The sequence below is a fragment of the Kitasatospora sp. NPDC059722 genome (assembly GCF_042733235.1).
GTDB lineage: Bacteria > Actinomycetota > Actinomycetes > Streptomycetales > Streptomycetaceae > Kitasatospora.
This window is the reverse complement of the sequence record NZ_JBHWGD010000010.1, coordinates 147,581-159,826: the sequence shown is the minus strand read 5'-3', so window position 1 is coordinate 159,826 and position 12,246 is coordinate 147,581. Positions and strand designations below refer to the sequence as shown.

At 72.6% G+C, this 12,246-nt stretch carries 11 protein-coding genes; 8 read left to right on the top strand and 3 right to left on the bottom strand.

Going from position 1 to position 12,246, the window contains the following annotated elements:
• Positions 1 to 107: 107 nt before the first annotated feature.
• Complete coding sequence (rsgA, locus tag ACFV4F_RS09170) at positions 108 to 1,169, bottom strand: ribosome small subunit-dependent GTPase A (RefSeq protein ID WP_380501220.1); 1,062 nt, start codon at positions 1,167 to 1,169, stop codon at positions 108 to 110.
• A 413-nt stretch (positions 1,170 to 1,582) separates the two neighbouring features.
• The gene (locus ACFV4F_RS09165) at positions 1,583 to 2,578 is read right to left on the bottom strand and encodes a cytochrome c oxidase assembly protein (protein ID WP_380501185.1); all 996 of its coding nucleotides are present in this window, start codon (positions 2,576 to 2,578) and stop codon (positions 1,583 to 1,585) included.
• Positions 2,579 to 2,887: 309 nt separating this feature from the next.
• Here ACFV4F_RS09165 and ACFV4F_RS09160 point away from each other — a divergent pair, with 309 nt between their 5' ends.
• The gene (locus ACFV4F_RS09160) at positions 2,888 to 4,678 is read left to right on the top strand and encodes an FtsW/RodA/SpoVE family cell cycle protein (protein ID WP_380501183.1); all 1,791 of its coding nucleotides are present in this window, start codon (positions 2,888 to 2,890) and stop codon (positions 4,676 to 4,678) included.
• A gap of 184 nt (positions 4,679 to 4,862) precedes the next feature.
• Here ACFV4F_RS09160 and ACFV4F_RS09155 read toward each other — a convergent pair whose 3' ends face one another.
• Positions 4,863 to 6,158 (bottom strand): YihY/virulence factor BrkB family protein, encoded by a 1,296-nt coding sequence (locus ACFV4F_RS09155; RefSeq protein ID WP_380501181.1) that lies wholly within the window; start codon positions 6,156 to 6,158, stop codon positions 4,863 to 4,865.
• A 189-nt stretch (positions 6,159 to 6,347) separates the two neighbouring features.
• Between ACFV4F_RS09155 and ACFV4F_RS09150 the strand changes: the two genes are divergently transcribed.
• The 7 genes from ACFV4F_RS09150 (at position 6,348) to ACFV4F_RS09120 (ending at position 12,153) form a co-directional block, all read left to right on the top strand.
• The gene (locus tag ACFV4F_RS09150; RefSeq protein ID WP_310593185.1) at positions 6,348 to 6,431 is read left to right on the top strand and encodes a putative leader peptide; all 84 of its coding nucleotides are present in this window, start codon (positions 6,348 to 6,350) and stop codon (positions 6,429 to 6,431) included.
• 197 nt (positions 6,432 to 6,628) lie between these two features.
• On the top strand, positions 6,629 to 8,353 hold the full coding sequence (locus tag ACFV4F_RS09145; RefSeq protein ID WP_380501179.1) for a nitrite/sulfite reductase: 1,725 nt from the start codon (positions 6,629 to 6,631) through the stop codon (positions 8,351 to 8,353).
• The gene (locus ACFV4F_RS09140; RefSeq protein WP_380440937.1) at positions 8,350 to 8,547 is read left to right on the top strand and encodes a hypothetical protein; all 198 of its coding nucleotides are present in this window, start codon (positions 8,350 to 8,352) and stop codon (positions 8,545 to 8,547) included. Before ACFV4F_RS09145 ends, ACFV4F_RS09140 begins: the two co-directional genes overlap by 4 nt.
• Positions 8,528 to 9,229 carry a phosphoadenylyl-sulfate reductase gene (locus ACFV4F_RS09135; protein ID WP_380440940.1) on the top strand — a complete coding sequence of 234 codons (702 nt, stop codon included), beginning with the start codon at positions 8,528 to 8,530 and terminating at the stop codon, positions 9,227 to 9,229. Before ACFV4F_RS09140 ends, ACFV4F_RS09135 begins: the two co-directional genes overlap by 20 nt.
• Positions 9,230 to 9,287: 58 nt before the next feature.
• A complete protein-coding gene (gene cysC, locus ACFV4F_RS09130) occupies positions 9,288 to 9,869 on the top strand; it encodes an adenylyl-sulfate kinase (RefSeq protein WP_380441043.1) in 582 nt (193 codons plus the stop codon).
• On the top strand, positions 9,866 to 10,804 hold the full coding sequence (cysD, locus tag ACFV4F_RS09125; protein ID WP_380501177.1) for a sulfate adenylyltransferase subunit CysD: 939 nt from the start codon (positions 9,866 to 9,868) through the stop codon (positions 10,802 to 10,804). Before cysC ends, cysD begins: the two co-directional genes overlap by 4 nt.
• A gap of 2 nt (positions 10,805 to 10,806) precedes the next feature.
• Entirely contained in the window at positions 10,807 to 12,153 is a 1,347-nt protein-coding gene (locus ACFV4F_RS09120) for a sulfate adenylyltransferase subunit 1 (protein ID WP_380440946.1), read from the top strand.
• Positions 12,154 to 12,246: the final 93 nt, after the last annotated feature.

The following is a 12,246-nucleotide window of genomic DNA, read 5'->3' as shown; positions in this document are numbered from 1 at the left end:
TATAAGACACCGCCTAAAGTGCCCCCTCGGCCACAGCCCTCCACCCCTCGCCACCCTCCGCCGGCTGGGCACCGGGCCCGGTGCCCAGCCTTGCGGGGTGTGCGGTGTCAGTGCCGGACCGGGCCGTTCTCCTTCCGCATCGACTTGGTGATCGTCTTCCACTTCTTCAGCCGCGCCGAGGCGAGCCGGGCGTCCGACCGGGACGCGATCCACTCGTTCTCGCGCTGGAGCTTGCGGTAGCTCTCCCACCTCCGCTGCGGCAGCGTGCCCTCCTCCAGCGCGGCCTGGACGGCGCAGCCGGGCTCGGTGTGGTGGCCGCAGTCGTGGAAGCGGCACTCCTCGGCCAGCTCGGCGATGTCGGCGAAGGCCAGGTCCACGCCCTCACCGCCGTAGAGGCCGACTTCGCGCAGTCCGGGGGTGTCGATGAGCACGCCGCCCCCGGGCAGCGCTATGAGTTCGCGGGTGGTCGTGGTGTGGCGTCCCTTCTGGTCGACGTCGCGGGCGGCCTGGACGGTCATGACGGCCGCGCCCGCGAGCGCGTTGGTGAGGGTGGACTTGCCGACGCCGGACTGCCCGATGAGGGCGGTGGTGCCGGGGGTGCAGGCGCGCAGGACGTCCATGCCCTCCCCGGTCTCGGCGCTGACGACGAGCACGGTGACGCCGGGGGCGACGCCTTCGACGTCGGCACGGATGAACTCGGCGTCGTCGACGAGGTCGGCCTTGGTGAGGACGACGACGGGTTCGGCGCCGGACTCCCAGGCAAGGGCGAGGAAGCGTTCGATCCGGCCGAGGTCGGGGTCGGCGGCGAGGGAGGCGGCGATCAGGACGGTGTCGACGTTGGCCGCGAGCACCTGGCCGTCGGAGCGCTTGCCGGCGACCTTGCGGATGATCGCGGTGCTGCGCGGCAGCAGCGCCGTGACCGCGGCCATGGGCTGGGCGTCGAGGTCGACGGCGGCCCAGTCGCCGGTGCACGGGCAGTTGATCATGTCGGCGTCGCCGACCGGCCGGGTGTCGAGCCGGACGGTGCGCGCTTCGCCGGTTTCGGGGTCGGCCAGGACGGCGTCGCACTGGCCGCGGTCGACGCGGACGATGCGGGCCGGGACGAGACCGGCCTCGGCGAGCGGGGTGAACAGCTCGTCGAGCTCGGCCGTCCAGCCGTAGCCGGACAGCGCGGCGGAGAGCTCAGGGCGCTCGGCGTGCTCAGGGCGCTCGGCGTGCTCAGAGCGCTCGGCGTGCTCAGGCAGCTCGAAGTGCTCAGCGGCCGGGGAGGACGAGGAGAAAGAAGAGGGGTACGACGGAACGGAGGCAGCGTTGAACAACGCAGTGGGCCCTTCGGGAGGAGATGATCCCGGCGGGCTGCGGCTGGCTCGGAACGTCAGCCGGCGGCCGGGAAAAGGAGGTGATCGCGCGTGCTGCCCAGGGCAGCTATCGGGGCAACGACGGCCATGGGGCTCACCTCCTGCTCTCTACTCCTCGGGCGGCCCGAAGAGGGCGCCCGAACCGGACGGGAGAAACGCTAGCGAAGAACGGTTCCCGCGCCAACAGGTTTTTGACCTGTGGAAATGCGCGGGCGAGGGCGGGATCAGCCGCCGTAGCGGTGCTTGAGGTTGGGGTCGTCCAGCCACCAGGGCCGCATACCGGTCTCCTCTTCCTCCTCGCGGCCCTCCGCGCGCGCCTGGGCCGCCGCCTCCTCGAAGCGGGCGTCCAGCTCGGCGTCCACGGCCTTGATCTCCTCGCGCCCCTGCACCACCATGCGCCGCACGAGCGCGGCCAGGAACGGCAGCCCGACGAGGTCCCCCAGCACCCAGAAGGCGTTGCCGCCCCAGGTCTGGTCCTGCGCGAGGCTCGGCCCCCAGGGCCGCCCGAGGGCGACGTAGTGGTGCTCGGCGACGAGGTGGCCGCCGTAGATGAGGACGATCCCGAGCCCGGCGTCGAAGATCACCTCGGCGAAGGTGATGAACAGCCCGACCAGGTGCGGGTACTCGTGCCCGACGGGGTCGATCTGGAGTCGCGGCCAGAAGTAGGCGAGCCCGAGCAGCACGAGCGCCAGGTGCAGTACGAGGTTCCCGGCGCCGCTGGAGACCGACCAGTCGTACCAGGGCGTGGAGTAGAGGAGCCACGGCGGCGCCATCAGCAGCGCGGTCGAGACGGCCGGGAACATCAGCACCTTGGACGGCTTGCTGCGCAGCGCCCGCAGGATCCGCTCGCGCCGCCGCTCGGACGCGGACCCGACGAGCAGCGAGACCGGCGCGCCGAGCGCGAGCAGCAGCGGGACGACCATGAGCAGCAGGACGACCTGGACGGCCCGGTCGGTGAAGAGGACGCGGTCGTAGACGCCGAGGCCGGAGCAGGTGGCCCAGATCCACAGGAGCAGCCCGCCGAGGAAGGCCGCGGTGCGGGTGGGCTGCCAGCGTTCGCCGCCGGTGCGGTGGACGGCCCGGACGGCGAGGAGGTACCAGGCGCCGAGGAGGACGGAGATGCCGAGGACGAGGGGTTCGGCGGTCCACGAGGTGGCGAGGTCGGACCACTGCCAGGCCGGCGGCCCGCTGTAGCCGAGCGCCTGCACCGAGCCGTCCATCCGTCCGCCACCTCGTCCACGCCGTGCTGCCGCCGGCCCCGTGCCCGGGCGGGCTCGGGGTGCGCCGGGGTCCGTTCGCGGTGTCCGGCGCCCCGCCATGATGGCCGGTGGGCAGTGGATCACCGCGGCCAGGGGGCCTCTCTATACCCCACCCTGAACAAGGCTTTGCCAAACCTTGCCGAAGCTTTGCCGAGGCAAAGTTTTCGCCCCGTTCCGTCCCCATGCGCAACCGGCGGAGGGGCACGTTCGTCTGGCAGGATGCACCGTCGGCATACCGGCCACGCGGGTGACAACAAGGGGACGACAAGGGTGCAAAGCACTGCACGCGGCGAGGGCCGCCGGCTGGCGGCGCGCCACCGCAACATCGAGCTGGGCCTGCTGGCCCTCGCGGTGGCCGTCTGTGTGGCGGGACACATCGACGCCGATCTGGCGCTGACCGGCAAGATGCCGCCGAACCTGCTGATGCGGCTCCTGCCCCTGGTCGGGCTGGTGGGCGCGGCGCACATGGCGGTGCGCCGGTTCGCCCCGTACGCGGACCCGCTGATCCTGCCGCTGGGCGTGTTCCTGACCGGTTTCGGGCTGATGCTGCTGGACCGGCTGGACATCTCCTACGCGGCGGCGCACGCGAAGAAGGGCGACTTCCAGAAGCTCCCGGCCGCGCCGCAGCAGTTCATGTGGGTGTTCATCGCGGTCGTGGTGTCCCTCGCGCTGGTGGTGTTCATCAAGCACCACCGGTTCTTCCAGCGCTACGTCTACATCCTGATGGCGGGGGCGCTCGTCCTGCTGGCCGCGCCCGCGTTCTTCCCCGGGCGTCCGGAGGACTTCGGCGCCAAGCGCTGGATCCGCCTGTTCGGGCTCTCCTTCGAACCGGACGAGTTCGTCAAGGTCGCGATCACGATCTTCTTCGCCGGCTACCTGATGGCCTCGCGGGACGCGCTCGCGCTGGCCGGCCGCAAGATCTGGGGCATGACCCTGCCGCGCGGGCGGCACGCCGGGCCGGTGCTGGCGATCTGGGTGATGAGCCTGCTGGTGCTGATCTTCGAGCGCGACCTCGGCACCTCGCTGATCTTCTTCGGCATCTTCGTCGTGATGCTGTACGTGGCGACCGAGCGCACCAGCTGGGTGGTGCTCGGCCTGCTGATGGCGGTCGGCGGCGCGGCGGTGGTCGGCACCCTGGAGCCGCACGTGCACGGCCGCGTCGAGGCGTGGCTGCACCCGCTCGACATCTACAAGCCGGTGCACGACAAGGCGATCATCTCCGACCAGCCGGCCGAGGCACTGTTCAGCCTGGGCACCGGGCACCTGACCGGGACGGGCCTGGGCTCGGGCCGGCCGTGGCTGATCGGCTTCGCCGGGCGCAGCGACTTCGTCTTCACGACGATCGGCGAGGAGCTGGGCCTGGCCGGGGTGACGGCCGTGCTGCTGGTGTACCTGCTGCTGGTGCAGCGGGGTCTGCGCACGGCGGTCGGGCTGACCGACCCGTTCGGGAAGCTGCTGGCGACGGGTCTGTCGACGGCGCTGGCGCTGCAGGTGTTCGTGGTGGTCGGCGGGGTGAGCGGCCTGGTGCCGCTGACCGGCAAGGCGTTGCCGTTCCTGGCGGCGGGCGGTTCGTCGCTGCTGGCGAACTGGCTGACGGTGGCACTGCTGATCAAACTGAGCGACTCGGCGGGGCGGACGGCGCTGGAGCCGGCGCTGCCGAGCACGGACTTCCCGGCGCAGGTAGCCTCGAAGCGCCCGGCCCAGGCCGACCAGAGGGCCGGTCAGGCCACCGGCCAGGGCTCCGGCCAGGCCGGTCAGGGGGACGGCCAGGCCGGTCAGGCCCCGGGCCGGACGCCCGCGCACGGCACGCCGTCGGGCCCGGGGTCCGAGCCCGCGCCCGAGGCGAGTGGGCAGCAGGCCGGCCGGCCGGGCGCGGTGGCGGACTTCCCGACGGCGCCCGGCTACGGCACCGCCCCGGATCCGTCCCGGCCGGGCGGCACGCTGGGGGGCGGCTTCCACACGCCGGCGCAGCCGTCCGGACCGCACTCGTCGACTCCGCAGCCGTCGACTCCGTACCCGCCCGGCCCGTACCCGCCGAACCAGAACCCGGCGACCGCCTGACGGGCCGCAAGGGCGCCCCGGAAACACCGGGACACCGGGACACCGGGACACCGGGACACCGGGCACACCGGGACACCGGGCACACCGGGCACACCGGGCACACCGGCCGCAGCGAAGCAGCAAGCGAAGCAGCGAACGCCACAGGGCCTCCCCCGCACCCGCGGGGGAGGCCCTGTCGCACGTCCTACCGCTGCTGGTCCCAGGGCGGCCGCGGCGGGTAGCCGGGCGGCGGGTACTCCAGGGGCGGGGCGGTGGGCCGGTCGCTGTCGGGCGGCGGCGGGGTGGGCCGGTGGTGGGGGCCGCCGCGGGCGGTGAGGCGGCCGCGCACGTTGTCGGCGGCGAGGACGTCGGCCCAGCGCTCGGGGTACTCGGAGGGCACGTCGACGTCGTCGCCCTCGTCCTCGCCCCACTCCTCCTCGGCGCCTTCGGCGAGGCCGAGTTCGCGGGCCCGGCGGGCGCGTTCGGCGGCGCGCCGGGCGGCGACCTCGCGGACCGTGGCCGCGGCGGCGGCCTCGTGGGCGCGCTCGTTCTCGGCGCGGGCGTCGGCGGTCTCCAGGGTGGGCCAGCGCCGGTCTATGGCGGCGTTCATGGCGGCGCCGATGAGCACGGCGAGCGCCACGACGAAGATCCACAGCAGGACGGCGACGGGCGCGGCCAGCGAGCCGTAGACGGAGGGGCCCTCGACGGAGCTGACGAGGTACAGGCGCAGCGCGACGCTGCAGAAGACGAGGACGACGAGGGCGACGAGGGCGCCGGGGATGTCCTCGCGCCAGGGCGTGGAGACGGGCACGGCGAGGTGGTAGAGCGTCGTGAGGGAGACGATCAGCAGGGCGATGGCGACGGGCCAGTAGGCGGCGCCGACGAGCCCGGCGATGCCCGGTACGGCGTTCTCGACGAGGCCGGGCCCGGCCATGAGCAGCGGCAGCACGAGGGAGCCGATGAGGAGGGCGCCGAGGTAGAGGCCGAGGGACATGAGGCGGGTCTTGACGATGCCGCGCTTGCCGTCGAGGCCGTACATGACGGTGATGGTGTCGATGAAGATGTAGAGGGCCCTGGAGCCGGACCACAGCGAGAGCAGGAAGCCGATCGAGATGAGGTCGGGCCGGGTGGTGTCGAACACCTGGTTGAGCAGCGGCACGACGACGTCGTTGATGGAGGAGTCGGAGAGGACCGTCCCGGAGGCCGAGACGATGTCGTGCTTGAGGCGCTCGATGGTGCCGGCGCCGAGGACCTGGTCGAGGTAGCCGAGGGTCGCGGCGAGGCCGAGGAGCAGCGGCGGGATCGACAGCAGGGTGAAGAAGGCCGCCTCGGCGGCGAGGCCGGTGACCCGGTACTCGACGCAGGTGTTGGTGGTGTCCCGGACCAGTTCCCACGCCGTGCGGCGCCAGGTGGCCTGCTTGGCCGCGCGCCGGGAGCCCTTGCCCCGGCGTCGGGAGGGCCGCTCGGGGTGCGGTCTGCTCGTATCGCCTGCTGCTTGCACAGGGCTAACGGTATCGGGCCGGGCCCGGCCGGTTGATCTCAGCGGGGCCCCGGGCGTGCGTCCGCCGGTTTCCGGGCGGGCGGCGGGGGGAGCGGCGGGAACGCGGCGGCGTCCCGCATTTCGAAACCACAGCGTCCATGATGCGGACGTTAGTGGACCGCGAGTCGTGCGCCGTGCGAATCTCTTGCCATGCCTAGCGCCGGAACCACCCTGGTAGGTCGACTCCACGTCGATCTCCTTCGCGTGTCCAGCGCCATCTGTCCGGTGACCTGAGCCCCACCCCGCCGCCACCACCGCACCCCGGCGCCACCACCTCGCCATCCCCGCCGACGTGGATGCGCACGGCGCCCGCCCGGCCCGGTCACTGCCCTCACGGTCCTGAGAAACAGCAGGTCACAGGAGCACCGCCCGGTCGAGCACGCCCAGCGACCCACCCGGCGTCAGAGCCACCTGCCCCGAAGGACTTCACCATGGCCACCTCCCCCGAGACCGTCGAGCCCACGGCCGACAGTGCCGCCGAGCGCCGCCCCGCCGGGGTCCGCAAGGTGACCCGCCACCGCGGTGAGGGCCAGTGGGGCATGGGGCACCACACCCCGCTGAACGCCAACGAGCAGTTCAAGAAGGACGACGACGGTCTCAATGTGCGGACACGCATTGAGACGATCTACGCGCACCGCGGCTTCGACTCGATCGACCCGGCCGACCTGCGCGGCCGGATGCGCTGGTGGGGGCTGTACACCCAGCGCAAGGAGGGCATCGACGGCGGCAAGACCGCGATCCTGGATCCGCACGAGCTCGACGCCGAGTACTTCATGCTCCGCGTGCGCGTCGACGGCGGCCGGCTGACCGTCGCCCAGCTGCGGGCGATCGCCGAGGTGTCCGAGCAGTACGGCCGCAACACCGCCGACCTGACCGACCGCCAGAACGTCCAGTACCACTGGATCCGGATCGAGGACGTCCCGGCGATCTGGCAGAAGCTGGAGGCCGTCGGCCTGTCCACCACCGAGGCCTGCGGCGACACCCCGCGCGTCATCCTGGGCTCGCCGGTGGCCGGCGTCGCCGAGGACGAGATCATCGACGGCACCCCCGCCATCGAGGAGATCCAGCGCCGCTTCATCGGCAACCCGGACTTCTCCAACCTGCCGCGCAAGTTCAAGTCCGCGGTCTCCGGCTCCCCGCTGCTCGACGTCGCGCACGAGATCAACGACGTCGCCTTCGTCGGCGTCGTGCACCCCGAGCACGGTCCCGGCTTCGACCTGTGGGTCGGCGGCGGCCTGTCCACCAACCCGAAGCTCGGCGTGCGCCTGGGCGCCTGGGTCCCGCTGGAGGACGTGGCCGACGTCTACGGCGGCGTCATCGGCATCTTCCGCGACTACGGCTACCGCCGCCTGCGCAACCGCGCCCGCCTGAAGTTCCTCGTCGCCGACTGGGGCCCGGAGAAGTTCCGCCGGGTGCTGGAGGACGAGTACCTCAAGCGCGCGCTGACCGACGGCCCCGCGCCCGCCGAGCCGGCCGGCCGCTGGCGCGACCACGTCGGCGTCCACAAGCAGAAGGACGGCCGCTTCTACGTCGGCTTCGCCCCGCGCGTCGGCCGGGTGGACGGCAAGCTGCTCGGCCAGATCGCCGACCTCGCCGAGGCCCACGGCAGCGACCGGGTGCGCACCACCGCCGAGCAGAAGATGCTGGTCCTCGACATCGCCGAGGACCGGGTCGAGTCGCTGGTGGCCGGCCTGGAGGCGCTCGACCTGCGCGTCACGCCGTCGCCGTTCCGCCGCGGCACGATGGCCTGCACCGGCATCGAGTACTGCAAGCTCGCCATCGTCGAGACCAAGGAGCGCGGGCGCACCCTGATCGACGAACTGGAGGAGCGCCTTCCGGAGTTCGCCGAGCCGCTGACCATCAACATCAACGGCTGCCCGAACGCCTGCGCCCGCATCCAGGTCGCCGACATCGGCCTCAAGGGCCAGCTGGTCACCGACGAGCACGGCGACCAGGTCGAGGGCTACCAGGTGCACCTGGGCGGCGCACTGGGCCTGGAGGCCGGGTTCGGCCGCAAGGTCCGCGGCCTGAAGGTCACCAGCGCGGGCCTGCCCGACTACGTCGAGCGGCTCCTGACCCGCTACCAGGCCGACCGCACCGAGGGCGAGCGCTTCGCCCAGTGGACGGCCCGAGCCACCGAGGAGCAGCTCTCATGAGTGAGCGAGCCGCACCGTTCTTCTGCCCGTACTGCGGGGACGAGGACCTGCGCCCCTCCGAGGCCGGGCACGGCTCCTGGGAATGCCACGGCTGCCGCAGGGCCTTCCAGTTGAAGTTCCTCGGCCTGCTGTCGCCCGCTGCCGCGGGGGGACCGAGCGAAGGGGGAAGCGCAGTTGACCGGCACGACGACTGACTACGAGGCGATCGCGACCGCCGCGGGCCGCGACCTGGAGGAGGCGACCCCGCAGGAGATCCTGCGCTGGGCCGCCGACACCTTCGGCAAGCGGTTCTGCGTCACCTCCTCCATGGAGGACGCGGTCGTCGCCCACCTCGCCTCCTCGGTGTTCCCCGGCGTGGACGTGGTGTTCCTGGACACCGGCTACCACTTCGCGGAGACCATCGGCACCCGGGACGCGGTCGCCGCGACGATGCCGGTCAACGTCATCACGCTCACGCCGCTGAGGACCGTGGCCGAGCAGGACGCCGAGCACGGGCCGCACCTGCACGACCGCGACCCGGACCTGTGCTGCTCGCTGCGCAAGGTCGAGCCGCTCAACCGCGGCCTCGGCGCCTACGACGCGTGGGCGACGGGCCTGCGCCGCGACGAGTCGCCGACCCGGGCGAACACCCCGGTGGTGTCGTGGGACCCCAAGCGCCGCAAGGTCAAGCTCGCCCCGATCGCCCGCTGGACGCAGGACGACGTGGACGCCTACGTCGCCGCGAACGGGGTGCTGCTCAACCCGCTGCTGTGGGAGGGCTACACCTCGATCGGCTGCTCGCCGCTGTCCTGCACCCGCAAGCCCGCCGAGGGCGAGGACGCGCGGGCCGGCCGCTGGTCCGGCTCCGGCAAGACCGAGTGCGGCATCCACCTCTGAACCTCCGAACCACCCTCAACCGACCAGAAGGAACCCCACCGTGACGACAGCCGACACACTGGCCGCCAACGGAGCCGCAGAGGCGGCCCGCGCGGCCGCCCCCTGCGAGCGCGGCGCCACCGTGTGGCTGACCGGGCTGCCGAGCGCGGGCAAGACCACGCTCGCCTTCGCCCTCGCCGAGCGGCTGCGCGCCGAGGGCCACCGGGTCGAGGTCCTGGACGGCGACGAGATCCGCGAGTTCCTCTCCAAGGGCCTCGGCTTCTCCCGCGAGGACCGGCACACCAACGTCACCCGGATCGGCTTCGTCGCCGAGAAGCTGGCCGCCAACGGCGTCAAGGTGCTCGCCCCGGTGATCGCCCCCTTCGCCGACTCGCGCGCCGCCGTCCGCGAGCGCCACGCCGCCGCCGGCACCGAGTTCCTGGAGATCCACGTCGCCACCCCGGTCGAGCTGTGCGCCGAACGCGACGTCAAGGGCCTGTACGCCAAGCAGGCCGCCGGGGAGATCTCCGGCCTCACCGGCGTCGACGACCCGTACGAGGCACCGGAGCACCCGGAGCTGCGCCTCCAGACGCAGGGCCGCGCGGTCACCGAGTCCGCCGCCGAGCTGCACGCCTTCCTGACCGAAAGGGGCCTCGCATGACCACCGCGACCCAGCACACGGTGCAGGCCGACGACACCCCGTTCGCGCTGTCCCACCTGGACGCGCTGGAGGCCGAGTCGGTGCACATCTTCCGCGAGGTCGCGGGGGAGTTCGAACGCCCGGTGATCCTCTTCTCCGGCGGCAAGGACTCCATCGTCATGCTGCACCTGGCGCTCAAGGCCTTCCGGCCCGCCGCGGTGCCCTTCACGCTGCTGCACGTCGACACCGGGCACAACTTCCCCGAGGTCATCGCCTACCGCGACCGCGTCGTCGCCGAGCACGGCCTGCGCCTGCACGTCGCCCACGTCCAGGACTTCATCGACCGCGGCGTCCTGCGCGAGCGCCCCGACGGCACCCGCAACCCGCTGCAGACCGTCCCGCTGCTCGACGCGATCGAGACCAACCGCTTCGACGCCGTCTTCGGCGGCGGGCGCCGCGACGAGGAGAAGGCCCGCGCCAAGGAGCGCGTCTTCTCCCTGCGCGACGAGTTCGGCGCCTGGGACCCGCGCCGCCAGCGCCCCGAACTGTGGTCGCTCTACAACGGTCGGCACGCCGTCGGCGAGCACGTGCGCGTCTTCCCGCTCTCCAACTGGACCGAGCTCGACGTGTGGCAGTACATCGAGCGCGAGGGCATCGACCTGCCGGAGATCTACTACGCCCACGAGCGCGACGTCTTCTCCCGCAGCGGCATGTGGCTCACCGCCGGCGAGTGGGGCGGGCCCCGCGAGGACGAGCCCGTCCAGCGGCGCCTGATCCGCTACCGCACCGTCGGCGACATGTCCTGCACCGGCGCCGTCGACTCCGACGCCACCACGATCGAGGCCGTGATCGCCGAGATCGCCGCCAGCCGCCTCACCGAGCGCGGCGCGACGCGGGCCGACGACAAGCTGTCCGAGGCCGCGATGGAAGACCGCAAGCGCGAGGGGTACTTCTAGCCATGACCAGCACCACCCAGGCCGGCATGACCCAGACCGGCACCGCCACGTCGCTGCTGCGCTTCGCCACCGCCGGCTCCGTCGACGACGGCAAGTCCACCCTCGTCGGCCGCCTCCTGCACGACTCCAAGTCCGTGCTCGCCGACCAGCTGGAGGCCGTCGCCCACGCCTCCCGCAACCGCGGACAGGCCGCGCCCGACCTCGCGCTGCTCACCGACGGCCTGCGCGCCGAGCGCGAGCAGGGCATCACCATCGACGTCGCCTACCGCTACTTCGCCACCCCCCGGCGCCGGTTCATCCTCGCCGACACCCCGGGCCACGTGCAGTACACGCGGAACATGGTCACCGGCGCCTCCACCGCCGAGCTCGCCGTCGTCCTCGTCGACGCCCGCAACGGCGTCGTCGAGCAGACCCGCCGGCACGCCGCCGTCGCCGCCCTGCTGCGCGTGCCGCACGTCGTCCTCGCCGTCAACAAGATGGACCTCGTCGACTACGCCGAGCCCGTCTTCGCCGCCATCGCCGCCGAGTTCACCGCCTACGCCGCCTCCCTCGGCGTCAAGGACGTCCTCGCCGTGCCGATCTCGGCCCTCGCCGGCGACAACGTCGTCGAGCCCTCCGCCCACATGGACTGGTACGGCGGCCCGACCCTGCTGGAGCACCTGGAGACCGTCCCGGTCGGCAGCGACCCGAGCGCCGAGCCCGCCCGTTTCCCCGTCCAGTACGTCATCCGCCCGCAGACCGAGGCGCACCCCGACTACCGCGGCTACGCCGGCCAGCTGGCCTCCGGCGTGCTGCGCGTCGGCGACGCCGTCACCGTCCTGCCCTCCGGCCACACCACCACCGTCGCCGGCATCGACGCGCTCGGCGAGGAGACCGACATCGCCTGGGCCCCCCAGTCGATCACCGTGCGCCTCGCCGACGACATCGACGTCTCGCGCGGCGACCTCATCGCGGCCGGCCCCGCCCCCGTCCCCACCAAGGACATCGAGGCGACCGTCAGCCACCTCAACGAGCGCCCGCTGCGCGCCGGGGACAAGGTGCTGCTCAAGCACACCACCCGCACCGTCCGCGCGCTCGTCAAGGAGATCTCCTACCGGATCGACATCGACACCCTGGAGCGCCGTTCCGGCGCCGACGGGCTGAACGTCAACGACATCGGCCACGTGGTGCTGCGCACCGCCGAGCCGCTGGCGCTCGACACCTACTCCGCCAACCGCCGCACCGGATCGTTCCTGCTGATCGACCCGGCCGACGGCACCACCCTCACCGCCGGCATGGCGGGCGAGGCCTTCGACACCGTACGCAGCACCGACGTCAACGACGCCACCGAAGAGGAGGACTGGGTCTGATGCCCAGCGAGGCGTTCTCGGGCATGGACAAGGAAGGCGGCCGCATCGGCAGCGGCGTCCTCGGCAGTGGCCAGGGCGGACTGACCCGATGTG